This window comes from Micromonospora sp. NPDC047134 (genome assembly GCF_040643455.1).
Classification (GTDB): domain Bacteria; phylum Actinomycetota; class Actinomycetes; order Mycobacteriales; family Micromonosporaceae; genus Micromonospora.
In genome coordinates, this window is the sequence record NZ_JBEYUI010000007.1 from 89,208 (window position 1) to 114,588 (window position 25,381).

Consider the following 25,381-nt stretch of genomic DNA (forward strand, 5'->3'; position numbering starts at 1 on the left):
CGGCCGGGATCAGGCGGCGGGTGTCGCCCGGGATTCGGTGCGGACCGCCCCGGTGACCGCCCAGGCTCCGCTGCGCAGGCGCAGCACCAGGCCGATCAGCCGGATCACGGTGAACAGCAGCAGACCCGCCCAGATGCCGCCGAGGCCGAGGGTGAAGGCGTGGGAGAGCCAGATCGCGGGGAGGAATCCGCCGAGGGCGCCGACCACGGTCAGATTACGCAGATACCGAATGTCGCCGGCACCGATCAGGACCCCGTCCAGGGCGAACACCACCCCGGCCAGGGGCAGCATGACGACGAACCAGGGCCAGGCCACCAGGGCCTGCTCGTGTACCGCCGGCTCGGCGCTGAACCAGGTCGGCACCACCCCCGCCCCGGCTGCGGCCAGCACGGCGAACGCCGCCCCGCACACCGCACCGAACCGACCGATCCGCTTGGCCAGGGCGCGGGCCGCCTGATCGTCGCCGGCCCCCAGGGCGGCACCGACCAGGGCCTGCGCGGCGATGGCCAGCGCGTCGAGCACCAGGGCCGCGAAGAACCAGAGTTGTACCGCGATCTGGTGAGCACCGACCGCGGCGGCGCCGAACCGGGCGGCGACCGCCGTCGCGGACAGGAAGCTGGCCTGGAAGGCCACCCCACGGATCAACAGGTCCCGGCTGAGGACCAGTTGCTGGCCGATGACCCGCGGGTGCGGGCGCAGGGCCACCCGCTCGGCCACCAGGGCCCCGGCGAACAGGACCCCGGAGAGGGTCTGCGCGATCACGTTCGCCACCGCGGAACCGTTCAGGCCCATCCCCACCGGATAGACCAGCACCGGGCAGAGCACCGCCGAGAGCAGGTTGGGCCCGACCACGAACCACAGCGGCCGACGGGTGTCCTGCACACCGCGCAGCCAGCCGTTGCCGGCGGCGGCCAGCAGCAGCCCGGGGGCCCCGAGGGAGGCGATGCGCAGCCACTCACCGGCGGCCCTGCCGACCTCTCCCCCGCCGGCCAGGGCACCGGTCAGCGCCGGGCCACCGACCTGCATCCCGATGGCGACCAGCACCCCAAGGGCCAGCGCCAGCCAGGAGGCCTGCACCCCCTCGGCCACCGCGGCGGCCCGGTCCCCGGAACCGAAGCGGCGGGCGGCGCGCCCGGTGGTGCCGTACGCGACGACCGTGCCCACCCAGGCGGTGAGGGTCATCACGGTGCCGCCGACGGCGACCGCCGCCAACGGAACCTGACCCAGATGCCCGACGACGGCGGTGTCCACCAGGACGTAGAGCGGCTCGGCGGCCAGCACCACGAGGGCCGGCAGGGCTAGCGCGGCGATCCGGCGGGGCGAGGCGACCCGGTCGACGGTCGGGGTGGGCTGGCTCATCGCCGCCGATACTGGCACGCGAGGTGTAAGGAGACAAGAGAAGTGTGCTGCTTACCAATGGCGGTCACGTCACACCATGGCGGGCGGTGGTGGAGCGGTGGAACTACCGGACGGTGACGCCGTACGTGCCAGGCGGTCTCGGCGTCACCGCCGGTCGGGTACGTTCACTGACGGGTGTCCATGGAGGTCTGCAGGGCGCGGCGGGCCTGCTCGCGGGCCTCGTCGGTGGTCTCGGGCTTGGGCTTGGCGGCCATGGTGAGTCCCTTCCAGGGCGCGCGTCGCCGAGCACGGCGGCGCGTCACGGGCGATGTCGCTGACGGCGCCCGACCCAGGCTCCGGGGTCGCCGGAGCGGCGGGTGGACGACCTTTACGGCCCGGGTCGGTCGACCCTGGAGGAAAGCGGCGCAGGGTATGGCTCCGCCATCCTGACCTGCGCCATAACGGCGTCGGCCGATACCCAAGTTATCGTTCAGGTCCACATGTCGCCCACGGTTCCCGACATCTGGACCGATCGAACCCGATCACCGCGCCAGGAAATGCCAGCCCACCCACCACCAGAAGCCGAACAACCCGATCCGCCCGACCGGGACCGGGCCCACCTCGTAGCGCATCACGTACGCGCAGACCTCGCCGAGGGTCGGAATCCGCGATCCCTCCCGGCGGGCCAGCCACTCGACCAGGCCGAACAGCGCCAGCCCGACCAGGAATCCACCGATCGCCAGGGCCCGCATCATCGCCGCACCAAACCCCAGAAGGCCGACAGCCACACCAGCCAGCCGGCGGACCGCACCAGCCGGTCCTCCAGCAGCGGGTCCGCCAGCCGGGAGAAGGTGGGGAAGTCGTCACCGGCCGCCGAGAAGAAGGTCGCACCCTCGAAGACGCCGAACACCAGCACCGGCAGGGTCCACCAGAGGGCACCCGAGTTCAGCCGCTGCGGGGCCGGTCGACGCGGCACCCGATTCGACATCCCGAGCCAGATCAGCATCCCGCCGGCCCCGAACACATAGAGATTTGCCTCCGTCGAGAAGGACGGAAAACGACCACCGACCAGGGAGAGAGCGACGAGCACCGGCACACTGACGACCGGGCGCTCCCAGGTTCGAGGGGCCTCTAGGGTGAGGTCGCGGGGCTGCTCCATCATCCGATTCTCCCGATCCTGTCCAGGTACGGAAAGGTCAACACCCCCTGATATCGACCCGGATATCACCCTTGCCGATTAATACGACCCTCCCCGTCTGGCACGTCCAGTTCCGTCCGGATACGCGCGATCACCTCGTCGACCGTTCCCCGTCCGGTGAAGCCGGCGGCGAGGCGATGGCCGCCGCCACCCAACGCCAGGGCCACCCGACTCACGTCGATCGCCCCCTTGCTGCGCAGGGACACCGCCCACTCGGCCACCCCGGTCTGCTTGACCACACAGCTGACGTCCGCCTCCGCGGTGCACCGGACCGGATCGATCAGGGCTTCCAACACGTACGGTCGCTGGTCGTGTCGCGCCAGGTCGTCCAGGGTGGCGTAGGTCCAGACCAGGCCGTGGCCGCCGGCGGCGGCCGGCTCCAACCGGGCCCGGCCCAGCACCTCACCGAAGAGACGCACCGCGCCGAAGGGGCGGTTGTCGAAGATCCGCCGGGAGATCTCGCCGGGACGGATGCCGGTGGCCAACAGGCGGGCCGCCATCTCGTGCACCGCCACGGTCGTCGCCTCGAACCGGAAGGAGCCGGTGTCCGTGCTCAACGCCACGTACAGACACTCGGCGATGCCGGGATCCAGGGAGACCCCGAGCCGGGCCAGCAACTCCTCCGCGACCACGGAGGTCGCCGCGGCGCCCGGGTCGATCAGGTTGACATCACCGAAGCCCGGGTTCGAGGCGTGATGGTCGAGGACCAGGGCGGTGCCCGGGCCGGTCAGCCGACCGGCCAGCTCGCCCAGCCGGGACTCACTGGCCGCGTCGAAGCAGATGACCAGATCCGGCTCCGGGTCGGCCTCCGTCGCCGGCACCAGCAACTCCTGACCGGGCAGCCCTAGCAACGGCTCCGGTATCTCCAGCGGGCCGGGAAAGGTCGCCTGGAGCCGCCCCACCCCTAGCTGACGCAGCCCTAGCCCGAAGCCGAGCATGCTGCCCAGCGCGTCGCCGTCCGGGTTGACGTGGCAGATCAGCAGCACCCGACCATCGGGGGGCAACTGCCGCACGGCCGCCACCGCCGCCGCCCAGTCGGCCTCCACCGGGCCGGTCGAGGCTGTACCGGCCGCCGAAGCCGCCAGGACTGCACCGGCGGAAGCCGGCCGGTACGGGGCCGAACCGCCGACCCCGGCCGGTCCCGGCGGCGCGGCCGTCTCGGTCGTGGCGCCGCCGGTCGGGGCGGTCACCGCCGGTCCCCGCCCCGGGCCTCGTCGACGTCGCCGGCCTCGGGCTCGCCGGAGTCCTCGTCGTCCTCGTCGTCCTCCAGGCGGTACGGCTGGGCGTCACCGGCGTACTCGGCCCGCGCCGCCAGGCGCTGCACCTCGGCGTCGGCGTTACGGGCCGCCGCCAGCAGGTCGTCGATGTGCTTGACCTGATCCTGCACGTTGTCCAGGACAAAGGTCAGAGTCGGCGAGTGGCGCAGACCCAGGGCCTTGCCGACCGTGCTGCGCAGCATGCCCTTGGCGCTGTCCAGGGCGGCGGCGGTGCCGGCCTGGGCGGCCGCGTCGCCGAGCACGGTGTAGAAGACCGTGGCATCGCGGAGATCGGCCGTGATCCGGGCGTCCGTGATGGTGATCATCCCGAGCCGGGGGTCCTTGATCTGGCTCCGCACCACCGACGCGACCAGTTCACGCACCCGCTCCGCGTGCCGGCGTACCTTGGCCGGATCCGTCATCTCGCCACCTCCACGGCGTGCCGCTACCGACCGGGCCGGTTGACGCCTACGTCACCGGGCCCGGGTCGGCCCTTAACACCTCGAACCCTACCCGCGGGGCACCCGGGCCCGCGCGGGCGGCCGACGGCCCGGACCGCTGACGGTCAGTCCTCCTCGCCGTGTAGTCGGCGACGCACCGACAGCAGTTCGATCTCCGGCCGACCGGCCACCAGCCGTTCGCAGGAGTCGAGCACCTCACGGGCGTGGGCCGGCTCGGCGGCCACCACAGCCACCCCTATCTCCGCTCGCCCGTGCAGGTCGAGCGCGCCCACCTCGGCGGCCGAGACCTCGAAGCGGCGCAGGGCCGCCACGATCGGCCGTACGTAGGATCTCTTGGCCTTCAGCGACCGGGAGTCCCCCGGCAGCAGCAGGTCGAATACTGCGGTAGCGGTATACATCGTCTGCGGACACTACCCGCATCCCACCCCACATGATCAAGGGGTTTACGCCGCCCGGCGTAAACCCCTTGATCAGTGCGTCACCGCAGGATCAGGCGCGAACCTTCTCCCGCATCTCGAAGGTCTCGATCACGTCGCCGACCTGGACGTTGTTGTAACCACCCAGAGTCAGACCGCACTCGAAGCCCTCGCGGACCTCGGTCGCGTCGTCCTTGAACCGCTTGAGCGAGCTGATCGTGAGGTTGTCCGCCACGACCGCGCCGTCGCGCAGCAGGCGCGCCTTCGCGTTGCGCCGGATGACACCCGACCGGACGATGCAACCGGAGATGTTGCCGATCTTGGACGAGCGGAAGACGTCGCGGATCTCCGCGGTGCCCAGCTCGACCTCCTCGTACTCCGGCTTGAGCAGGCCCTTGAGCGCCGCCTCGATCTCCTCGATGGCCTGGTAGATGACGGTGTAGTACCGGATCTCCACGCCCTCGCGGTCGGCCATCTCGCGGACCTTGTTCGAGGCCCGCACGTTGAAGCCGATGATCGTGACCGGCTCGGACGAGGCGCTGGCGAGCATGACGTTGCTCTCCGTGATCGCGCCGACGCCCCGGTCGAGGACCTTGAGCTGGACCTCCTCGGGGATGTCGAGGTTGAACAGCGCGTCCTCCAGGGCCTCCACCGAACCGGAGACGTCACCCTTGAGGATGAGGTTGAGCGAGGTCTTCTCGCCCTCCTTGAGCTGCTCCATGAGCGTCTCGAGGGTGGCCCGGCCACGGGAGTTGGCGAAGGACGCCGCCCGCCGCCGCGCCTGGCGCTGCTCGGCGATCTGCCGCACCGTACGGTCGTCCGCCGCAGCCAGGAAGGTGTCGCCCGCACCCGGCACCGCGGTCAGGCCGAGAACCATGACCGGACGCGCCGGACCGGCCTCGGTGAGCTGGTTGCCGTTCTCGTCGAGCATCGCCCGGACCCGGCCGTGCGCCCCACCGGCGACGATCGAGTCGCCCGCCCGCAGGGTGCCCTTCTGCACCAGCACGGTCGCCACCGCACCACGGCCCTTGTCCAGGTGCGCCTCGATGGCCACACCCTGCGCCGGCCCGTCGATCGGAGCGGTCAGCTCCAGCGACGCGTCGGCGGTGAGCAGCACCGCTTCGAGGAGTTCCTCGATGCCGATGCCGGGCTTCGCGGCCACGTTGACGAACATGGTGTCGCCGCCGTACTCCTCGGCGACCAGGCCGTACTCGGTCAGCTGCTGGCGGACCTTGTCCGGGTTGGCCTCCGGCTTGTCGACCTTGTTGACCGCGACCACGATCGGCACTTCCGCCGCCTTGGCGTGGTTGAGCGCCTCGATGGTCTGCGGCATCACGCCGTCGTCGGCCGCCACCACCAGGATCACGATGTCCGTGACCTGGGCACCACGGGCACGCATGGCGGTGAACGCCTCGTGACCCGGGGTGTCGATGAAGGTGACCGCCCGGTCCTCGCCCTCGTGCGGGACGTGGACCTGGTAGGCGCCGATGTGCTGGGTGATGCCACCGGCCTCGCCGGCCACCACGTTCGCCTTACGGATCGCGTCGAGCAGCTTGGTCTTACCGTGGTCGACGTGACCCATGACGGTCACCACCGGCGCACGGCTGACCAGGCGGTCCTCCGCGACCTCGGCGTCGAGGTCGATGTTGAACTGCGCGAGCAGCTCGCGATCCTCGTCCTCCGGGCTGACGATCTGCACGTTGAAGCCGAGGTGCTCACCCAGCAGCAGCAGGGTGTCGTCAGAGCAGGACTGGGTCGCGGTGACCATCTCGCCCAGGTTGAACATCTCCTGGACCAGCGAACCCGGGTTGGCGTTGATCTTGTCGGCGAAGTCCGACAGCGAGGCGCCCCGGGAGAGCCGGACCGTCTGCCCCTGACCCCGGGGAGCACCCGAGCTCATGGTCGGAGCCGACAGGTTGTCGAACTCCTGTCTGCGCTGCTTCTTGGACTTGCGACCACGGGTCGGCTTGCCACCCGGACGCCCGAAGGCACCGGCGGCGCCGCCGCCACGGCCACGGCCGCCGCCACCCGGACGCCCACCGCCACCGGCCGGCGCACCCGGGCGGAAACCGCCACCGGCACCGGCACCACCGCCGGGGCCGCCACGGTAGCCACCGCCACCGCCGCCACCACCGGGGCCACCGCGGTAGCCACCGCCACCGGCACCGCCGCCACCACCGGGACCGCCGCGGTAGCCGCCACCGGCACCGCCGCCACCACCGGGACGACCGGCACCGCCGCCACCACCGGGACGACCGGCACCGGGACCACCCGGACGACCGGGCCGCTGGCTCGGCATGGAGGCCGGGCTGGGCCGAGGCGGCATGGAGGCCGGGCTCGGCCGCGGCGGCATCGAGGACGGGCTGGGACGAGGTCCACCGGCACCGGCGGCCGGCGGACGCTGCTGCTGGCTGCCCTGGATGCCGAAGGGGTTGTTACCGGCACCCCGCGCCGGCGGACGGCCCTGCCGGCCACCCGGGCCGGGGGTCGGGCCGCCAGTGCGACCGGCGGCCGGGGAACCCGGACGCGGCGGCATGTTGCTGGGGCCGGGACGGGGACCCGGACGGGCGCCCCCTTCCGCCGGGGGCTCCCGGCGGACGTTGTCGCGCTGCTGCTGGCGGGCGGCCTGGGCGGCCTTGACCGCAGCCTCCTGCTCCGCCTTCAGCGCGGCCGCGCGCGCCTCCGCGGCGGCCACCTCGATGTCGTGAGCACTCGCCGGCTTGGCGACCGGGGCCGCCGCGGGCGGCGGACCGGGCACCGGGGCCTTCGGCTTGGGCCCGGGCGCCGCCGGACGCCGCGGCGGCGTCGGCTTGGCGGTGATCCGGGGCTCGCCGGGGGTCGGCGAGGACGGGGTCGGTGCCGCCGGAGCTGGCGCGGCCGACGGCGCAGCCGTCGGAGCGCCGGCGCCGCCGGAGGCGACGAAGGCGCTGCGCAGCCGCCGGGCGACCGGCGCCTCGACGGTGCTCGACGCGGACTTCACGAACTCGCCCATTTCCTTCAACTTGGCGAGAACGGTCTTGCTTTCGACCCCGAGCTCTTTTGCAAGCTCGTGTACGCGGGCCTTACCTGCCACTGCACTCCTCACTCCGAGGTCGTGCGGGCAGCACCCGCAGCGACCTCACTCGTGCACTTGAAGCCTGGTCATTTCTGGGACTTCATCGTGTGCTCATGCTGGTCGTCCTACCTTGCTAGCGACCCTCGCCCGGTCGGGTGACCGGACGTGGTGGTTGACGCGTCAGGTACTCCGCGAGGGCTCCGTCATCGGGAGCCCCGGCGAGGCGCAGCGCACGCCCGAAGGCGCGGCGCCGCACTGCCTGCGCGAAGCAGGCCGGATCCGGGTGCATGTTCGCTCCCCGACCCGGCAGTCTGCGGGTCGGATCGGGCCGGAGGCTGTAGCCAGCCTCGTCATCGATCGCGACGATCCGCAGTAACTCATTGGCCGGCGCACGCCGTCGGCAACCCACACAGGTGCGCTCCGGCCGCGCGCGTCGTGCCACTGGTGGAAGTCTACCCCTAGCTGCCCGAGACCGCGCCGCCCGGTTCCCGGACCTGATCGGCTCCGGGGCGGCCGGCAGAGCCACTCTGCTCGGCGTCGGACCGGATGTCGATCCGCCATCCGGTCAAGCGGGCAGCAAGCCGGGCGTTCTGCCCTTCCCGCCCGATGGCGAGCGACAACTGGAAATCCGGAACGGTGACCCGGGCCGCCCGGTTCGCCAGGTCGACCACCTCCACCCGCAGGGCCTTGGCCGGGGAGAGGGCGTTGCCGACGAAGGTGGCCGGATCCTCCGACCAGTCGATGATGTCGATCTTCTCGCCGTGCAGCTCGCTCATCACCGCCCGGACCCGCTGGCCCATCGGGCCGATGCAGGCGCCCTTGGCGTTGACACCGGACACGGCGGAACGCACCGCGATCTTCGTACGGTGACCTGCCTCACGGGCGATCGCGCTGATCTCCACCGTGCCGTCGGCGATCTCCGGCACCTCCAGGGCGAACAGCTTCTTCACCAGGTTCGGATGGGTACGCGACAGGGTGATCTGCGGGCCGCGCATCCCCTTGGACACGTGCACCACCACGCACCGGATCCGCTCGCCGTGGGCGTACCGCTCCCCGGGCACCTGCTCCGACTGCGGCAGGACACCTTCCAGCTTGCCCAGGTCGACCGTGACGATGCCCTTCTCGGCCCGCGCCTCGTGCGCCTGGACCACCCCGGTCACCAGGTCGCCGTCACGGCCGACGTACTCACCGAAGTGCACCTCGTCGGTGGCCTCCCGCAACCGCTGGAGGATCACCTGCTTGGCGGTCATGGCGGCGATCCGACCGAAGTCGTGCGGGGTGTCGTCCCACTCCCGGGCGACGCCACCCTCCGGGTCCATCTCCTGGGCGTAGACCAGGGCCGCGCCGCTCTTGCGGTCGATCTCCACCCGAGCGTGCGACTGGGCACCCTCGGTGTGCCGGTACGCGGTCAGCAGTGCGGTCTCGATCGCCGCGAGGATCGTGTCGAACGGGATCTCCCGCTCGCGCTCGAGTGCGCGCAGCGCCGCGAGGTCGATATTCACCTCTCCTCGTCCTCCACATCGTCATCGTCATCGTCGTCGACGTCTTCTGAATCGGGCAGTTCGTCCAGGCGGCTGAACTCGATCTGCACCCGCCCCGGGCCGAGGTCGGCGTACGGCCACGAGGCCCCCTCGCCGTCGACCTCCAACTCCACGGACTCCTCGTCCGCGGCCACCACCCGGCCGGTGACCTGTCGGTCGCTGGATTCCCCCGCCCCTCGGACGGTCACCCGGACCAACCGGCCGATGTTGCGCCGCCAGTGCCGGGGCAGGGTCAACGGCCGGTCCACCCCCGGTGAGCTGACCTCAAGCTGGTACTCCCCGGCGACGATGTCACCGCCGGTCTCCTCGGCCGCGTCCAGCGCCGCCGAGACCGCCCGGGAGATCTCCGCCACCGCGTCCAGGTTGATCCCGCCGTCCGCGTCGACGATCACCCGAACCACGTGTCGTCGACCGGCCCGGGACACGGACAGGTCCTCCAGGTCGTAGCCGGCGCCGTCGACGACCGGTGCGATCACCGCACGCAGTCGCTCCCGACGGGCGGCGAGGTCTCCTCGGGGACCCTGGCCGCCTCGCGGAGCCGGGCCGCCGCCACGGGGTCGTCCCGTCGTTCTGGTGGCACGGCCACGCTGCGTCATCTGTCCGACCCTTTCACTGCTCGCCGACTGCCATGCCGGCACGCCACCGGTGCGGACGCGCCGGTGGCTGCGCAGAGCGTAACGCGCCCACCGGAGGAGGACCCGAGCGGCGCACCGACGCCCACCGCCGTACACCGACCGTGTCGATGGTGTTGACTTGTCCGGTGGTGATGGGCAGAACGACTCGGTGGGAGGGATCCTCCCCGCCTCCCCGGCGCACCGTGCTGCGGGCGGGGGCCTTGCTGGTGCTCGGCGCAGCCGCCGCCCCGCTGACCGGCTGCGGCCTCCTGGACCGCGAGGACCCGCCACGGCCGGACCCCCTGGCCCCCCTGATCGAGGAGTCGTTGCGCCTAGCGGCCGGGCTCCGCACCACCGCCGAGGCCCATCCCGACCTGGCCGCCCGGCTGGTCCCCCTGGCCGAGACCCACGAGGCCCACGCCGACGAACTGGCCCGACTGACCGGTACGGCCCTTCCGTCGGCCGCGCCGTCCGGATCGGCCGCACCACCGTCACCCGAGCCTCCGGCGGACCGGGCAGCCGCCCTGTCCGCGCTGCGCAAGGCCGAACGGTCCGGCCGGGACTCGGCGACCGCAGCCTGCGCCGCCGCCCCGGCCGAGCGGGCCGCCCTGCTCGGCTCGATCGCCGCCGCGCGGGCCACCCACCTGGAGGCGCTCAAGTGACCGCACCCACCGGCACCGAGGACCCCCTGGTCGCCGCGCTGGCCGCCGAATACGCCGCGATCTGGGCGTACGGCCCGATCGGGGTACGGCTGGCCGACGCCGAACGCAAGGCCGCCGTCGAGGCGGAGGCCGCCCACCGCGGCCGACGCGACGCCCTGATCATGCAGTTGACCACCGGCGGCGGGGCTGTCCCACCGGACCGACCCGGTTACGCCCTGCCCTTCCCGGTGACCGACCGGGCCAGCGCCCTGCGGCTGGCGGTCGAGGTGGAGGAGCGCGCTGCGGCCTTCTGGCGGGCGGTGCTGCCGGCCAGCACGGGAGAGCAACGGGACCGGGCCCTGACCGCACTGATCGACTACTCGGTGCGGGCGACCCGCTGGCGGCGGGCGGCCGGGATCACCCCGGTGACGGTGGCCTTTCCCGGCCGTCCCGGCTGAACCGACCCCGCCCGGGGGCGAAAATATGAACATCCGTAGTGGTCGGGGCGGCTTTGCGGTTGCGGTCCGGCATACCTGGTATGCATACTCCGCTACATGTCCATCCGCCACGGCCTGCTCGCCCTGCTCGAACGCGGCCAGATGTACGGCTACCAACTCCGGGCGGCGTTCGAGGAGTCGACCGGGTCTACCTGGCCGCTGAACATCGGTCAGGTCTACACGACCCTGTCGAGGCTGGAGCGCGACGGACTCGTCAGATCCCTGCCGGAGAGCGAGACCGGACAGCGGCCGTACGAGATCACCGACGCCGGGCGGGCGGACCTGGCGCTGTGGTTCGCCACCCCGATCAGCCGCACCGACCGCCCCCGTGACGAGCTGGCGATCAAGCTGGCCCTGGCGTTGACCACACCGGGGGTCGACGTCCGCGCCGTGGTGCAGAACCAACGCACCGCCACCATGCGTACCCTCCAGGAGTTGACCCGGTTGAAATACGCCAGCGACCGGCCGGAGGATCTGCCCTGGCGACTGGTGCTCGACGCGATGATGTTCCAGGCCGAAGCCGAGGTGCGCTGGCTCGACCACTGCGAGACCAGCCTGGCCCGGCACCGCCCCCCGGTCTCCGGCCCAGCGTCCCACTCGGAGGCGGTGGGCCACACGGGTGAGGAGGCCCGACGGTGAGTGCGGCGAACGACCCGAGACCCACCCTTTCCGACCAGGGTGTCCCGCCGGTGGACGGCGGATCCGGCGGGGATGACGCCACCGAGGCCGTGCTGGAGCTGCGGGAGGTGCACCGCACCCACGGCACCGGTCCGGCCGCCGTGTACGCGCTACGCGGAGTCAGCCTGGTCGTCCGCCCCGGCGAACTGGTCGCCGTGATGGGCCCCTCCGGCTCCGGCAAGTCCACCCTGCTCACCCTGGCCGGCGGGCTGGACAGCCCGACCTCCGGTGAGGTGCGGGTGGAGGGCCAGCCGTTGCAGGCGCTGGATCGCAGCGGCCTGGCTCGACTCCGACGCCGCCGGATCGGCTACATCTTCCAGAACCTCAACCTGATCGGCAGCCTGACCGCGGTGGAGAATGTCGCACTCCCCCTGGAACTGGACGGTACGGGGGTACGTCGGGCTCGTCGATTGGCGCTGGAAGCCCTGACCGAGGTGGGCATGACGGAGTTGGGCGACCGCTTTCCGGATCAGCTCTCCGGCGGCCAGCAGCAGCGGGTGGCCATCGCCCGCGCGCTGGTCGGTGAGCGCCGCCTGGTCCTCGCCGACGAGCCGACCGGGGCGTTGGACTCACAGACCGGGGAGGCCGTGCTGCGGCTGCTGCGCCGCCGGGTCGACGCGGGCGCCGCCGGGGTGCTGGTCACCCATGAGGCCCGACACGCCGGCTGGGCGGACCGGGTGGTGTTCCTGCGCGACGGTGTGGCGGTCGACTCGACCGCCCCGTTGGTCGGCATCGAGGCCCTGCTCTCCGGCAGCGGCCGGTGAGCGACCAGGTCGACCCGAGGCTCGGCAAGGCGCGGACGGCGGAGTTCATCGGGTCGTGGCGGACCGCCCTGCGCATCGCCCGCCGGGAGACGAGACGGGCACGTGGGCGGACCGCCCTGGTGCTCGGCATGATCATTTTGCCGGTGCTGGCGCTCACCTTCGTAGCGGTCAGCGTGGACATGTCGCGGCTGACCCCCGCCGAGAATCTGGACCGCACCCTGGCCGACGCGGACGCCCAACTGCGGGTGGTCAGCCGCGTCCCGATCAGACAGAGCGCCGACGGCAACGACTGGTGGCCAACCGGCGAAGAGGTCGAGGAGAGCGAGGCCCTGGCGAAGGTCAGCGCGGACCAGGTGGCCGCGCTGCTGCCCGCCGGCAGCCGGGTCCTGCCGATCACCCACTGGGTGCCCTTCCCCGTCCGCGACGGTGACCGGGTCCGCGATCATCTGAACGCCACCGTGATCGACCTGACCGACCCGCTGGGGCACGGACTGGCCCGGGTGCACGCCGGTCGGGTTCCGGCCGGTGCCGACGAGGTCGCGGTGAACCCGGCCACCCGGCGTCAACTCGACCTCGACCTCGGTGACCAGATCGCCGCCGGCAACAACAGCCGCAGCTGGACCGTCGTCGGAGTGGTCGAGTTCCCCGGACAGTTGAGCCCCGGGGTCGCCCTGCATCCCACCGGATCACCGACGACCGCGGGGGGCGCCGACCCGAACTTCCTGGTGGACCTGCCCACCCCGATGACCGCCGAGTTGTTCCGCCAGCTCAACGAGCAGGGGGTCGTGGTCACCGCCCGCATCGCCGCGACGCCTCCCACCGTCGTCGCCGACGGACGGTTCGACCTGGCCACGTCAGGCGAGGAGATCGGTAGCGGCCTGCTGGCCGCCGGGCTGGGCCTGCTGGAGGTGGTGCTGCTGGTCGGCCCGGCCTTCGCCGTCGGGGTACGCCGACGGCGGCGGGACCTGGCGCTGGTCTCGGTGGCCGGGGGTGATGCCGCCCAGCTCCGCCGAGTGGTGCTCGCCGACGGGGTGATCCTCGGCTGCATCGGCGCCGCGATCGGCATCGCCCTCGGGGTGGCCGTGGCCTTCGCCACCCGCCCGTTGGTCGAGGAGTTCATCGTCCAGCACCGTTTCGGGGGGTACCGGGTCTGGCCCGCTGCCCTGGTCGTGATCGGGCTGGTGGCGGTGCTCGCCGGGGTACTGGCGGCACTGGCCCCGGCCTGGACGGCCGCCCGACAGGACGTGGTGGCCGGGCTGGCCGGCCGGAGAACCCCGCCGGCGCGTCCACGCCGTTGGCTGGTCATCGGGGTGCTGCTGTCCGTCGGCGGGGTGGGCGTGGCCGCCCTCGGGGCGGTGCTGACCTCACAGGTGATCATCCTGGCCGGGCTGCTGCTCGGTGAACTCGGGCTGGTCTTCGCCACCCCGACACTGGTCGGAATGGTGGCCCGGGCCGGCCGGTTCCTGCCGCTGGCCCCCCGGATCGCGCTACGCGACGCCAGCCGCAACCGTTCCTCTGCCGCCCCGGCCATCTCCGCGGTGATGGCCGCGGTCGCTGGCAGTGTCGCCCTGGGTCTCTTCCTCGCCAGTGAACAGGCCCGCGACGAGGAGCGGTTCCCCCCGATGGTGCCGGGGGGCAGCGTCCTGGTCTGGGCCGACCAATGGCCCGAGGCTGTCCCCCCGCCCACCCTCGCCGAGATCACCGGACCGGCCCGGGAGCACCTCGGCTCCCGGACGATCGCCCCGCTGGTCCTGGCCGGCTGCCTACCCGAGCACGAGGAGTGCCAGTTCAGCCCGGTGCTGCCGGCCGAACGTGCCTGCCCCTGGCAGGCAGACCAGACACTGAGCGAAGCCGACCAGCGTCGGGCCCGGGCCGACGACCGCTGCCAGGGCCCCCCGGACGCCTACTACGGCCCGTACTTCCAGGTCGCCGTGGACGACGGTTCGGCGTTGCCGATCCTCACCGGCACCGGGGCGGAGGAGACGGCCACGGCCACTGCGGTGCTGCGGGCCGGCGGGGTGGTGGTGACCGACCCCCGGTACCTGCTGAACGGCCACGTGGAGCTGCGCTACCAGGAGAGCTCCGATGGCTCGCTGAGCGGCCACACCCGGTCGGTGATCGTTCCCGGCCACGCCGTGGACAACGACCTCGGCAGCGACTGGGTCCTGCTCTCGCAGGCGGTGGCCGACCGGCTGGGGGTGGACACCCGCCACGTCGGCTGGGCGATGGACGGAACGCCGGATCCGGACCGCCACGAGCAGTTCTCCGCCGCGATCCGTCCACTCGGGTCCTTCAGCGTGGATACCCCTGACGACAGCCGGTACAGCGGCACCGTAGGGGTGCTGCTCCTGCTGGCCGGGGTCTCCGCGGTGGTGACGGTGGGTGCCGCCGGAATAGCCACCGGCCTGGCGGCGGCCGAGGGCCGCGCCGACCTGTCCACCCTCGCCGCGGTCGGCGCCAGTCCAGGCGTACGCCGACTGCTCTCCCTGTGTCAGGCCGGCGTGATCGCCGTGCTGGGTTCCCTGCTGGGCATCATCGCCGGCCTCGGCGCGGCGTTGATCATCCTGTTCTTCACCAACCGGCAGTACGCACAGGCCTGGCCGATCGAGCCGCCCTATCCGTTCGTCGTCCCCTGGCTCACCCTGGGCGTACTGGTGGTGGTGCCGCTGGTGGCGATGCTCGGGGCGGCCCTGTTCACCCGTTCCCGACTACCGGTGGAACGACGGCTGGACTGAAGTACGGCACACTGTGCGGATGTCCACACTGGGTTCCCTGGCCCGCCGACTCGGGCGGTACCGCTGGTTCGGTGCCGCCATGCGCCTGCTGGTCCCCGCCGACCGAATCGTCGGGCGACTGACCCGGGGCCGGGTGGTGGCGCTCGGGCTCGTACCGTCCCTGGTGATCACGACGACCGGCCGCCGCTCCGGCAAGCCCCGCAGCAACCCCCTGCTGTACATACCCGACGGCACGGGGTACGTGGTGATCGGTTCCAACTGGGGGCAGAAGCAACAACCGGCCTGGTCGCTCAACCTGCTGGCCAACCCCGAGGCCGAGGTCGACGTGGCGGGACGCCGCATCCCGGTACGCGCCGAGTTGGCCACCGGCGCCGAACGCGACCGCCTGTGGCAACTGCTCCTCGACGAATGGCCCGCCTACCAGGCCTACGTGGAACGAGCCGGCGACCGCCAGATCCGCATCTTCCGCCTAACCCCCACCCCCTAACCCCCACCCCCTCGCGCTGCCGCGCCACCCCGCAGCGCCCTTTTCGCGCCGATCTTGCACTTTGGGTCGCCGAAATGCGGCTTTCGCGGCTTATTCCCCGACACAAAGTGCAAGATCGGCGGGGGGCAGGGCGCGCGGGGCGGGTGCGACGAGGGCGGGATGGGGAGGGAAGGAGGGGTTAGCCCAGGCCGCCTTGGACGCCGATCAGGGCGCCGATGGCGTAGGTGGCGGCTGCTGCGGCGGCGCCCAGGAGCAGTTGGCGCAGGCCGCCGGTCCACCAGCGTCGGGCGGTGAACCGGGCGACGACCGCACCCGCGATGAACAGGCCCAACCCGCCGACCACCAGGGCCAGGGCCAGGCTGGTCGCGCCGAGCAGGTACGGCAGCAGCGGCACCAGGGCGCCGACCGAGAAGCACAGGAACGAGGAGAAGGCCGCCGTCCAGGGATTGGGCTGTTCGTCCGGGTTGACGCCCAGTTCCTCCTGGACGTGCACCCGCAGGGCGATCTCCGGGTTCTGGCGGATCGCCTCGGCCATCTGCTGGGCCAACTCGGGCGGCAGACCTCGGCCCACCCAGATGTCGGCCAACTCCTTGGCCTCGGCCTCGGGATGGCGTTCCAGTTCGCGACGTTCCTTGGCCACCTCGGCTGCGATCTGCTCGTTGGCCGACTGGACGCTGGTGTACTCACCGAGGGCCATCGAGATCGCGCCGGCCACCAGACCGGCGGTGCCGGTGAGCACGATGTTGCGCGGCGACACCCCGCCGCCGCCGACGCCCGCGATCAGGGCGATGTTGGTGACCAGTCCGTCCATCGCCCCGAACACGGCCGGCCGTAGCCAGCCGCCGGAGACGTCCGCGTGATGCGACTCCCTGAGCGCCGCCGGGGTCTCGGTCACGGCAAAGTCAGGATCTCGTGACCATCCTCGGTCACCAGGATGGTGTGCTCGAACTGGGCGGTCCACTTGCGATCCTTGGTGACCACCGTCCAGCCGTCCTCCCAGAGGTCGTACTGGTGGGTGCCGAGAGTGATCATCGGCTCGATGGTGAAGGTCATGCCCGGCTCCATCACGTCGGTGGGCCGGGGACTGTCGTAGTGCGGGACGTACAGCCCGCTGTGGAAGGCCTCACCGATGCCGTGACCGGTGAAGTCACGGACCACCCCGTACCCGAACCGCTTCGCGTACGACTCGATGACCCGACCGATGACATTGATCTGGCGGCCCGGGGCGACCGCCCGGATGCCCCGCATCATCGCCTCGTGGGTCCGCTCGACCAGCAGTCGAGTCTCCTCGCTGACCTCACCGACGCAGAAGGTGGCGTCCGTGTCGCCGTGCACCCCGCCGATGTACGCGGTGACGTCGACATTGATGATGTCGCCGTCGGCCAGCACGGTGGAGTCGGGGATGCCGTGGCAGATCACCTCGTTGAGGCTGGTGCAGCAGGACTTCGGGAAGCCCCGGTAGCCCAGGGTCGAGGGGTAGGCGTCGTTGTCGACGAGGAACTCGTGCACCACCCGGTCGATCTCGTCGGTGGTGACCCCGGGCTTGCAGTGCTCCCCGGCGAGCTGCACCGCCTGGGCGGCGATCCGCCCGGCGATCCGCATCTTCTCGATGGTCTCCGGCGTCTGCACGTGGGAGCCCTGCCAGGGCTGGGGTGCCTTCTTACCGACGTACTCGGGCCGGGTGATGTGGGCGGGTACCGGCCGCCACGGGGAGAGCCGGCCTGGGGTCAGCGGCGCACGGACGGTCATGCCCGCAAGCCTATCGCCGCGCGCTCGGTGACCCCCACCACCGTCCAGGGCCACGAGTTGTTGCCACACCAGTTCGGCTGTGTCAAGGTGTCAGCGTGGATCAAGGGGGCGCACCTCCCGTCTTCTCCGCCGTCGCGGAGACCGACGGTGATCACCTCATGGTGGTGGTCACCGGCGAGGTGGACATGGCGACCGCCGACACCATGCTCCAGACCGCGCTGCGGGAGCCGGCCACGCGGATGACCCTGGACCTGCGGGCGGTCACCTTCTTCGACTCGGCGGCCATCCATGCGGTGGTCCGACTCGCCGGCCACTACCCGCAGGCTCTGAGGGTGTTGCCCTCCCGGCAGGTGACCCGGGTACTGGAGATCGCCGGTCTGAGCGGCCAACCCTGGCTCACCCCAGGCTGAGCCCCGCCGCTCAGTCGGTCAGCCGTCGACGCAGGGTGAGCTGGGTTCCGTTCGGGGTGTGCTCGACCGACAGTTCACCGAGGGCCCGGATCAGGGACAGTCCCCGACCCCGGAAACCGGCACCGGTGGACTCCCGCCACTGGCCGGTGTCCCGCACGGTCGCCACGACCTCCCGGTTCTCCACCGACACGGTGATCTCGATCACCGGCTCCACCGGGTCGACCGGATGCTCGATCGCGTTCGCCGCCGCCTCGGAGACCGCGACGGTCAGGTCGAACAGGTCGGTCTCGCTCACCTTGTGCCCGACCAGGAAGTCCTCCAGCCGCTTACGCAGCACGCTCAGTCGGGTCGGGTCGGCCGGCAGCCGCAGGGCGAACCGGTTCAGTTCGGTCGCCTCCAGGGCGAGCACGGCCACGTCGTCCCGGCGCGGCCGGTCGGCGACCCGCTTGACCACGGCGTCCACCAGGTCCGCGACGTGTTCGCCCGGCCGGGCGGCGTCCGCCCGCAACTGGGCCAGGGCCAGGTCGATGGCGACATGCCGATCCTCGATCAGCCCGTCGGTGTAGAGCAGCAGCCGCTCACCGGCCCGCAGTTCACCGGAGACCGTCTCGTATTCCGCACCGGGGATCGCCCCGACCGGGGGCCCGAGCGCCCGGTCGTGCAGGAACTCCACCTCACCGCCCCGGATGATCAGCGGAGAGGGATGCCCGGCGTTGGCGTAGCGCACCTGACCGGTGCGCGGGCTGAACCAGAGACAGAAGACCGTGGCGAAGGTGCGTGACTCCGTGGAGTCCACCAGCCGGTTCAGCCGGGTCAGCGACTCGCCGGGATCGAAACCCTCCAGGACGTACGCCCGCAGCGCGTTACGCAGTTGGCCCATGGCCGCTGCGGCCGGTACCCCCTTGCCGACCACGTCGCCGATCACCAGGACGAGTTCGTCCTCGTCCCGGGCGACCACGTCGTACCAGTCGCCGCCGACCTCGACATCGGCGCTGCCGGGCAGGTACCGGCTGGCCACCACCGTGCCGGGCAGCTGCGGCAGGGTACGGGGCAGCAGGCTGTGCTGCAGGGTGGTGGCGATACGGTGCTCGGCCTCGTAGAGCTGGGCGTTCTCCAGTCGTACCCCGACCAGCCGGGCCAGTTGGGTCAGGGCGGCCTCGTCCGTGCCGACGCCGTCCACGGAGGGCCGCCACACCCGCAGTTCCCCCAGTTGCCGGTTGGCGGCTCCGGTCAACGGCAGTACGAAGGAGGGCTCGGTCGGGGCGGCACCCCCGCCGTCGGCCTCGTACCGTGCCCCGCCGGCGTCGACCACCACCCGGACGGCCTCGGCGAGGCTCAGGGCGTGCCGGGCGGCGACCTGGAGCACCTCGGCCGTGGAGCGGGCGGTGTTCACCGCCACCGCGGCGTCGGCGAGGGCCCGCAGCCGTCGGATGATCTGACCACGCAACTGGCCCAGTTCCACATTGGCGCGGACCCGGGCGATCAACTCCTGCCCGGAGAAGGGCTTGGTCAGGTAGTCGTCCGCGCCGACCGACAGCCCGGCCACCTCCTCCGCCGAGCCGGCCCGGGCGGAGAGCAGCACGATCGGGACGTACCGGGTGCGGGGATCCGCCCGCAGGGCGGCGACCAGGCCGAATCCGTCCATCCGGGGCATCATCACGTCGGTGAGCACCAGGTCGAAGGTGACCTGGGTGGCCAACCGCAGGGCTTCGACGCCGTCGGCGGCCGTCGTCACCTCCCAGGTCGGCGCGAGCAGCCGGGCCACATGTTCGCGCAGGTCGGGGTTGTCGTCGACGACCAGGATGTGGCCCTGGGGGTCGACGGTGGCCGGCGCCGGGAGGGTGGCAGCGGTGTCGCTGGTCCACCGCGCCGACTCGGCGACGAAGAGGGGGGCCTGGCGCGGCTCCCGCTCGGGGTCCTCGGTCTCGGCCACCCGGTCGGCGGGCAGGTGGGTGGTGCCGAACGGAACGGTGACCGTGAAGGTGCTGCCCTTGTCCACCTGGCTGCTCGCGCTGACCTGCCCGCCGTGCATCTCGGCCAACTCGCGGACCAGAGCCAGCCCGATCCCGGTGCCCTCGTGGCTGCGGGAGCGTACTCCCGGCACCCGATGGAAGCGTTCGAAGACGTGCGGCAGTTCGTCCGGGTGGATGCCCACACCGGTGTCGCTGACCTCCAGGCGGGCTACCCCGTCCACCGCCCGGACCCGGATCTGGATCTCACCCTCGAAGGTGAACTTCACCGCGTTGGAGACCAGATTGAGGACGATCTTCTCCCACATGTCCTGGTCGACGTAGACCGGCTCGGCCAACGGCGGGCAGTCCACCACCAGGCGGACCCCGGTGCGCTCGGTGGCCGACCGGAAGGTGCTGACCAACCGGCCGGTGTAGTCGGCCAGATCGGTCGGCTCGTAGTGGGCGGCCAGCCGGCCGGACTCCAGCCGGGAGAAGTCCAGCACGGTGTTGACCAACTTCAGCAGGCGCAGCCCGTTGCGGTGCATCATGGTGAGCCGCTGGGTGTCCGCCGAGGGCAACGCGGGGTCGGCGAGCATCTCCTCCAGCGGACCCAGCACCAGGGTCAGCGGGGTACGGAACTCGTGGCTGACATTGGCGAAGAAGTTGGTCTTGGCCAGATCCAGGGCGGCCAGTTCGGCGGCGCGGGCCCGCTCCTGCTCGTACGCCCGCTGTTTGCCGGCCGCCCGCGAGATCTGGGCGGCCACCAACTCGAAGAAGTCCAGGTAGTCGTCGGTGAACGGCAGCCTGCGGGCCATCCCGAGCACCAGCACCCCGGCGGGCTCGTTGGTGGCACTGATCGGCAGCACCACCGCCTCGTCGGCAGCCCCGGCGGGCACCCGGCCGAGCAGGTCGACCGTGGGCACGGTGGCGGCGACACCGGTCCTCGCCACCTCGACCAGCCGACTGGGCGGGTCCAGGGGGGCGTCGTCCACCCCGGTGACCCCGGCCTGTCGCAGGCGCCCGTCGCCGGCGTCGAGATAGAGCAGCCCGAAGGGTACGTCGGCCCGATGCCGGTCGAGTACGGCGGTGACGGCCCGACCGAGGTCCTCAATGCTGCCCGGGTCGGCCAACTCCGACCCGAGTTCGGCCAGGGTCCGCAGCCGCCGCTCACCGAGCACCCGGCCGGTGGTCTCGCTACAGATGCACAGCACGCCGTGGATCGCCCCGTCCGCACCCCGGATCGGGTCGTAGGAGACGTCGAAGTAGACGTCCTCGACGAAGCCGTGCCGGTTGAGCAGGAAGTGGTGGTCGTGTGCCTGGTACGCCTCGCCGTCGCGCAGCACCCCGGTCAGCAGCGGCCCCAGCACCTCCCAGGTCTCCGCCCAGTGCTCCCGGGCCGGTTGCCCGAGCACGGCGGGATGCTTGTCCCCGATGGTCGGCCGGTAGGCGTCGTTGTAGAAGGCGCGCAGCTCCTCGCCCCAGAACACGACGATCTGGGCCTTGGAGGCGAGCATGGTGCTCAAGGCGTTGTGCAGCGTGTCCGGCCACTGGTGCGGGCCGCCCAGCGGGCTGGTCGACCAGTCATGCTCACGGAGCAGCCTGCCCATCTCGCCGCCACCGGCGAAGGCCGCCGCGAGCAGGGGCGGGATCCCGCCGCCCGTCCCGGACGGATGACTCCCGCCCCCCACACCCCCCTGGGCCGAGTTCATGCAGCCTCCCCGGCCGTCCACATGCGCTCCGATCATCCCTGCCGCGTTCCGCTTCTACCCCGACGGACCAGCAACGTAACGCATCTGAGCCATTGGACGCTGCGGAGCGTCGTCGCACCTCCGACAGCACCGGGGGCGATCACCGTCGGCACCGGGGAGATCACAGCGGGGTGACGTACGCTCCGGTGATCCCGCCGTCGACCACGAACTGGGCGGCGGTCATGAACGAGGCGTCGTCGCTGGCCAGGAACGCCACCGCGGCGGCGATCTCGCTGGGCTCACCGAACCGCCCCATCGGCACGTGCACCAGCCGACGGGCGGCGCGTTCCGGGTCGGCCGCGAACAGTTCCCGCAGCAGCGGGGTGGCCACCGGCCCGGGACACAGGGCGTTGACCCGGATGCCCTCCCGGGCGAACTGCACACCCAACTCCCGGGTGAGGGCCAGCACCCCGCCCTTGCTCGCGGTGTAGGCGATCTGCGACGTCGCGGCACCCATCAACGCCACGAAGGAGGCGGTGTTGATGATCGATCCCCGCCCCTGCCGACGCATGTGCGGGATCACGTACTTGCAGCAGAGGTAGACGCTGGTGGTGTTGACCCGCAGCACCCGTTCCCAGGCATCCAGGCCGGTCTCCAGGATCGAGTCGTCCTCCGGCGGGGAGATGCCGGCGTTGTTGAAGGCGATGTCCACCCGCCCGTACCGCTCGACCACTGCGTCGAAGAGGGCCCGTACCGCCGACTCGTCGGCCACGTCGGCCGCCACGAAGCTGCCGTCGACCTCCTCGGCGGCCCGGCTACCGGCCTCGGTGTCGATGTCGACACAGACCACCTTCGCCCCCTCTGCGGCGAACCGGCGTACCGTGGCCAGCCCGATCCCGCTGGCCGCTCCGGTGACCACGGCGACCCGATCCTGCAACCGTCCCGGCATACTCACTCCTCCGTACTGATGAACACGTTCTTGACCTCGGTGAAGGCGTGCAGGGCGTCGGGTCCCAACTCCCGCCCCAGCCCGGAACGCTTCATCCCGCCGAAGGGGGTCCAGTACCGCACCGAGGAGTGCGAGTTGACGCTGAGGTTGCCCGCCTCGATCGCCCGGGCCACCCGCAACGCCCGGCCCACGTCCCGGGTCCAGATCGAGCCGGACAGGCCGTACTCGGTGTCGTTGGCCAGCCGGATCGCGTCCGCCTCGTCGTCGAAGGGGAGCACCGAGACCACCGGACCGAAGATCTCCGCCCGCCAGTGCGGGTCGGCGGGCGAGTCGGCGAACAGCACCGTCGGGGGGTACCAGTAGCCGGGGCCGGTGGGGCATCCGCCGGTGAAGGCGATCCGGGCGCCCTCGACGTGCCCGGCGACCCGGTCGCGGTGTCCCGCCGAGATCAGTGGGCCCATCTCGGTGTCCTCGGCGGCCGGGTCACCGACCCGGAAGGCCCGTACCGCCGGTTCGAGCAGTTCGAGGAAGCGGTCGTACACCGAGCGCTGCACCAGCAGCCGGGAGCGGGCGCAGCAGTCCTGACCGGCGTTGTCGAAGACGGCGTACGGCGCGGTGGCCGCCGCCCGTTCCAGGTCCGCGTCGGCGAAGATCACATTCGCGGACTTGCCGCCCAGCTCCAGGGTCAGCCGCTTCACCTGGGCCGCGCAACCGGCCATGATCCTGGCGCCGACCTCGGTGGAGCCGGTAAAGACGATCTTGCGTACGCCCGGGTGGGTAACGAACCGTTCGCCGACCACCTCACCCCGACCGGGCAGTACGGTGAACACCCCCTCGGGTAGGCCCGTCTCCAGTGCCAGTTCGGCCAGCCGCAGCGCGGTCAGCGGGGTCCACTCGGCGGGTTTGAGCACCACGGTGTTGCCGGCGGCCAGGGCCGGGGCGAAGCCCCAGGCGGCGATGGGCATCGGGAAGTTCCAGGGCACGATCACCCCGACCACTCCCAGCGGCTCGTGGAAGGTGACGTCGAGCCCACCCGGCACCGGGATCTGCCGTCCGGTCAGCCGCTCCGGGGCACCGGCGTAGTAGTCGAGCACGTCCCGCACGTTGCCCGCCTCCCAGCGAGCATTGCCGATGGTGTGCCCCGCATTGCGCACCTCCAGCCCCGCCAGCTCCTCGAGATGCGCATCCACCACCCCCGCGAACCGCCGCAGAATCCGCGCCCGCTCCCCCGGCGCAACTCCCCGCCACCGCTCGAACGCCTGCCCCGCCCGCTCAACCGCCGCATCCACCTCCTGCACAGAACAATCCGCAACCTCCGCCAACACGGCCCCCCGCGCCGGCTCCCAAACCACCCCCACGCACTACCTCCCTCTCTCAGCCGCCCTCACCCCAGCCCCGCCGATCTTGCGCTTTTGGTCGGGACAAAAGCCGCTAACCACTGCAAAGCAGCGACACAAAGTGCACGATCGCGGCGGAGAGAGGGGGACGGGCGGGGTCAGAGGCGTTCGAAGCCACGGGTCAGTTCCCAGTCGGTGACGGCGGCGTCGAAGGCGGACAGTTCGACCCGGGCCATGTTGGCGTAGTGGGCCACCACCTCGGCGCCGAAGGCGTCGCGGGCCACGGTGGAGGACTCCCACAGGGTCAGGGCGTCGCGCAGGGTGCCGGGGACCCGGTCGGCATCGGCGTCGTCGTACGCGTTGCCGGTGCACTCCTGCTCCAGGTCCAACTCCTGCTCGATGCCGTGCACCGCGCCCGCCACCAGCGCCGCGATCGCCAGGTAGGGGTTCACGTCGGCGCCGGGCACCCGGTTCTCCACCCGCATCCCCTGGCCGTGCCCCACCAGGCGCAGGGCACAGGTGCGATTGTCCGTGCCCCAGCGCAGGGCGGTCGGCGCGAAGGAACCCGGCTGGTACCGCTTGTAGGAGTTGATGTTCGGGGCGAAGAACAGATTCAGCTCACGCATGGTGGCGAGCAGCCCGGCGAGCACCCGCTGCCCGGTGACACTCAGGTGGGCCGGGCCGTCGCCGAGCATCGCCGAGGTGCCGGAGGCGTCCCGCAGCGAGAAGTGGATGTGGCAGGAGTTGCCCTCCCGGGCGTTCGGCTTGGCCATGAAGGTGATCGACATGCCCTCCTGGGCGGCGATCTCCTTGGCCCCGTTCTTGTAGATCACATGATGGTCGGCGCAGGCCACCGCCGCGTCGTACCGGAAGGCGATCTCGTGCTGGCCCAGGTTGCACTCGCCCTTAGCGCTTTCCGGGGTCAGCCCGGCCCCGGCCATCTGGTTGCGGATGCGCCGCAGCAACGGCTCCACCCGGGCGGTGCCCAGCAGCGAGTAGTCCACGTTGTACTGGTTGGCCGGGGTGAGATCCCGGTAGCCACGCGCCAGCGCCTGCTCGTACGAGTCACGGAACAGCACGAACTCCAACTCCGTGCCGGCGTACGCGGTCAGCCCGTGCGCGGCCAGGCGGTCCAGTTGACCGCGCAGGATCTGCCGGGGCGAGGCGACCACCGGACCGGCACCGTCCGGCCACTCCAGGTCGGCCAGGAGCATGGCGGTGCCGGGCTGCCAGGGCACCCGGCGCAGGGTGTCGAAGTCCGGCTTCATCACGAAGTCGCCGTAGCCGCGTTCCCAGCTCGACATCGCGTACCCGTCGACCGTGTTCATGTCGACATCCACGGCCAGCAGGTAGTTGCACCCCTCGCTGCCGTTGGCCACCACCTGATCGAGGAAGTACGGGGCGTGGAACCGTTTGCCCTGCAAGCGCCCCTGCATGTCGACGAGCGCCAACACCACCGTGTCGATCTCGCCCTCGGCGACGGCGACCCGCAGTTGTTCCAGCGTGAGCGGGGCTCTCCTCATCCGCGCGCCTCCATCACCAAGGTCTACCGGCCGAGCCGATGACCGTCAATGGGCCGCTCCGCTCGTACCCCGATCCCCTGCCCTGACAAACC

23 protein-coding genes and 1 pseudogene are annotated in these 25,381 nt (G+C 71.6%); 7 read left to right on the forward strand and 17 right to left on the reverse strand.

From position 1 onward, the window contains the following. Nucleotides 1-9 precede the first annotated feature (9 nt). The 11 genes and pseudogenes from ABZ795_RS11650 to rimP all read right to left on the reverse strand — a co-directional run bounded on the left by ABZ795_RS11650 (nt 10) and on the right by rimP (nt 9,861). A complete protein-coding gene (locus tag ABZ795_RS11650; RefSeq protein WP_357530265.1) occupies nt 10-1,359 on the reverse strand; it encodes an MATE family efflux transporter in 1,350 nt (449 codons plus the stop codon). Between the two features lie 164 nt (nt 1,360-1,523). Then, nucleotides 1,524-1,661, reverse strand: coding sequence for a hypothetical protein (locus tag ABZ795_RS11655; RefSeq protein WP_327022186.1), 138 nt, complete (start codon nt 1,659-1,661; stop codon nt 1,524-1,526). Between the two features lie 219 nt (nt 1,662-1,880). After that, nucleotides 1,881-2,090 carry a DUF6186 family protein gene (locus ABZ795_RS11660; protein WP_181445169.1) on the reverse strand — a complete coding sequence of 70 codons (210 nt, stop codon included), beginning with the start codon at nt 2,088-2,090 and terminating at the stop codon, nt 1,881-1,883. Beyond that, on the reverse strand, nt 2,090-2,497 hold the full coding sequence (locus ABZ795_RS11665; RefSeq protein ID WP_327027223.1) for a hypothetical protein: 408 nt from the start codon (nt 2,495-2,497) through the stop codon (nt 2,090-2,092). Before ABZ795_RS11665 ends, ABZ795_RS11660 begins: the two co-directional genes overlap by 1 nt. Before the next feature lie 65 nt (nt 2,498-2,562). Beyond that, a complete protein-coding gene (locus tag ABZ795_RS11670) occupies nt 2,563-3,621 on the reverse strand; it encodes a bifunctional oligoribonuclease/PAP phosphatase NrnA (RefSeq protein WP_357530355.1) in 1,059 nt (352 codons plus the stop codon). 101 nt (nt 3,622-3,722) lie between these two features. Next, the gene (gene rbfA / locus ABZ795_RS11675; protein ID WP_327022187.1) at nt 3,723-4,214 is read right to left on the reverse strand and encodes a 30S ribosome-binding factor RbfA; all 492 of its coding nucleotides are present in this window, start codon (nt 4,212-4,214) and stop codon (nt 3,723-3,725) included. A 143-nt stretch (nt 4,215-4,357) separates the two neighbouring features. Beyond that, entirely contained in the window at nt 4,358-4,651 is a 294-nt protein-coding gene (locus ABZ795_RS11680) for a DUF503 domain-containing protein (RefSeq protein WP_327022188.1), read from the reverse strand. Between the two features lie 91 nt (nt 4,652-4,742). After that, on the reverse strand, nt 4,743-7,742 hold the full coding sequence (infB, locus tag ABZ795_RS11685) for a translation initiation factor IF-2 (RefSeq protein ID WP_327022189.1): 3,000 nt from the start codon (nt 7,740-7,742) through the stop codon (nt 4,743-4,745). 93 nt (nt 7,743-7,835) lie between these two features. Continuing rightward, nucleotides 7,836-8,166: pseudogene (locus tag ABZ795_RS11690) on the reverse strand (YlxR family protein). 16 nt (nt 8,167-8,182) lie between these two features. Further along, nucleotides 8,183-9,226 (reverse strand): transcription termination factor NusA, encoded by a 1,044-nt coding sequence (gene nusA, locus ABZ795_RS11695; protein WP_327022190.1) that lies wholly within the window; start codon nt 9,224-9,226, stop codon nt 8,183-8,185. Then, nucleotides 9,223-9,861 (reverse strand): ribosome maturation factor RimP, encoded by a 639-nt coding sequence (gene rimP, locus ABZ795_RS11700; RefSeq protein ID WP_357530266.1) that lies wholly within the window; start codon nt 9,859-9,861, stop codon nt 9,223-9,225. The genes nusA and rimP overlap by 4 nt, the downstream gene beginning before the upstream one ends. 221 nt (nt 9,862-10,082) lie before the next feature. Between rimP and ABZ795_RS11705 the strand changes: the two genes are divergently transcribed. The 6 genes from ABZ795_RS11705 (at nt 10,083) to ABZ795_RS11730 (ending at nt 15,681) form a co-directional block, all read left to right on the forward strand. Continuing rightward, entirely contained in the window at nt 10,083-10,541 is a 459-nt protein-coding gene (locus tag ABZ795_RS11705; RefSeq protein WP_327027225.1) for a hypothetical protein, read from the forward strand. Continuing rightward, complete coding sequence (locus tag ABZ795_RS11710; RefSeq protein WP_327022192.1) at nt 10,538-10,978, forward strand: ferritin-like domain-containing protein; 441 nt, start codon at nt 10,538-10,540, stop codon at nt 10,976-10,978. Before ABZ795_RS11705 ends, ABZ795_RS11710 begins: the two co-directional genes overlap by 4 nt. Before the next feature lie 96 nt (nt 10,979-11,074). Next, nucleotides 11,075-11,656, forward strand: coding sequence for a PadR family transcriptional regulator (locus ABZ795_RS11715; protein ID WP_327022193.1), 582 nt, complete (start codon nt 11,075-11,077; stop codon nt 11,654-11,656). A 50-nt stretch (nt 11,657-11,706) separates the two neighbouring features. Next, nucleotides 11,707-12,459, forward strand: a complete 753-nt coding sequence (locus ABZ795_RS11720; RefSeq protein WP_357530356.1) for an ABC transporter ATP-binding protein — start codon at nt 11,707-11,709, stop codon at nt 12,457-12,459. Beyond that, nucleotides 12,456-15,194, forward strand: a complete 2,739-nt coding sequence (locus tag ABZ795_RS11725; protein ID WP_357530267.1) for an FtsX-like permease family protein — start codon at nt 12,456-12,458, stop codon at nt 15,192-15,194. The genes ABZ795_RS11720 and ABZ795_RS11725 overlap by 4 nt, the downstream gene beginning before the upstream one ends. A 19-nt stretch (nt 15,195-15,213) precedes the next feature. Then, entirely contained in the window at nt 15,214-15,681 is a 468-nt protein-coding gene (locus tag ABZ795_RS11730) for a nitroreductase family deazaflavin-dependent oxidoreductase (RefSeq protein ID WP_327022195.1), read from the forward strand. A gap of 178 nt (nt 15,682-15,859) precedes the next feature. On the opposite strand, the gene ABZ795_RS11735 is transcribed toward ABZ795_RS11730, so the two are convergent. Both ABZ795_RS11735 and map read right to left on the reverse strand, forming a co-directional pair. Continuing rightward, nucleotides 15,860-16,576: a VIT1/CCC1 transporter family protein gene (locus ABZ795_RS11735; protein ID WP_357530268.1), complete on the reverse strand. Its 717-nt coding sequence runs from the start codon at nt 16,574-16,576 to the stop codon at nt 15,860-15,862. Continuing rightward, complete coding sequence (map, locus tag ABZ795_RS11740) at nt 16,573-17,430, reverse strand: type I methionyl aminopeptidase (RefSeq protein ID WP_357530269.1); 858 nt, start codon at nt 17,428-17,430, stop codon at nt 16,573-16,575. The genes ABZ795_RS11735 and map overlap by 4 nt, the downstream gene beginning before the upstream one ends. A gap of 95 nt (nt 17,431-17,525) precedes the next feature. On the opposite strand from map, the gene ABZ795_RS11745 reads away from it, so the two are divergent. Continuing rightward, a complete protein-coding gene (locus ABZ795_RS11745; RefSeq protein ID WP_357530270.1) occupies nt 17,526-17,840 on the forward strand; it encodes an STAS domain-containing protein in 315 nt (104 codons plus the stop codon). 10 nt (nt 17,841-17,850) lie between these two features. Here the strand turns inward: ABZ795_RS11745 and ABZ795_RS11750 are convergent, their stop codons facing one another. The 4 genes from ABZ795_RS11750 to ABZ795_RS11765 form a co-directional block, all read right to left on the reverse strand. Then, nucleotides 17,851-21,501, reverse strand: a complete 3,651-nt coding sequence (locus ABZ795_RS11750; protein ID WP_357530271.1) for a SpoIIE family protein phosphatase — start codon at nt 21,499-21,501, stop codon at nt 17,851-17,853. Nucleotides 21,502-21,661: 160 nt separating this feature from the next. Further along, a complete protein-coding gene (locus tag ABZ795_RS11755) occupies nt 21,662-22,429 on the reverse strand; it encodes a 3-oxoacyl-ACP reductase (RefSeq protein WP_357530272.1) in 768 nt (255 codons plus the stop codon). Between the two features lie 2 nt (nt 22,430-22,431). Then, on the reverse strand, nt 22,432-23,781 hold the full coding sequence (locus ABZ795_RS11760; RefSeq protein ID WP_357530357.1) for an aldehyde dehydrogenase family protein: 1,350 nt from the start codon (nt 23,779-23,781) through the stop codon (nt 22,432-22,434). A 143-nt stretch (nt 23,782-23,924) separates the two neighbouring features. Beyond that, on the reverse strand, nt 23,925-25,289 hold the full coding sequence (locus ABZ795_RS11765) for a glutamine synthetase family protein (protein WP_357530273.1): 1,365 nt from the start codon (nt 25,287-25,289) through the stop codon (nt 23,925-23,927). Between the last annotated feature and the right edge of the window lie 92 nt (nt 25,290-25,381).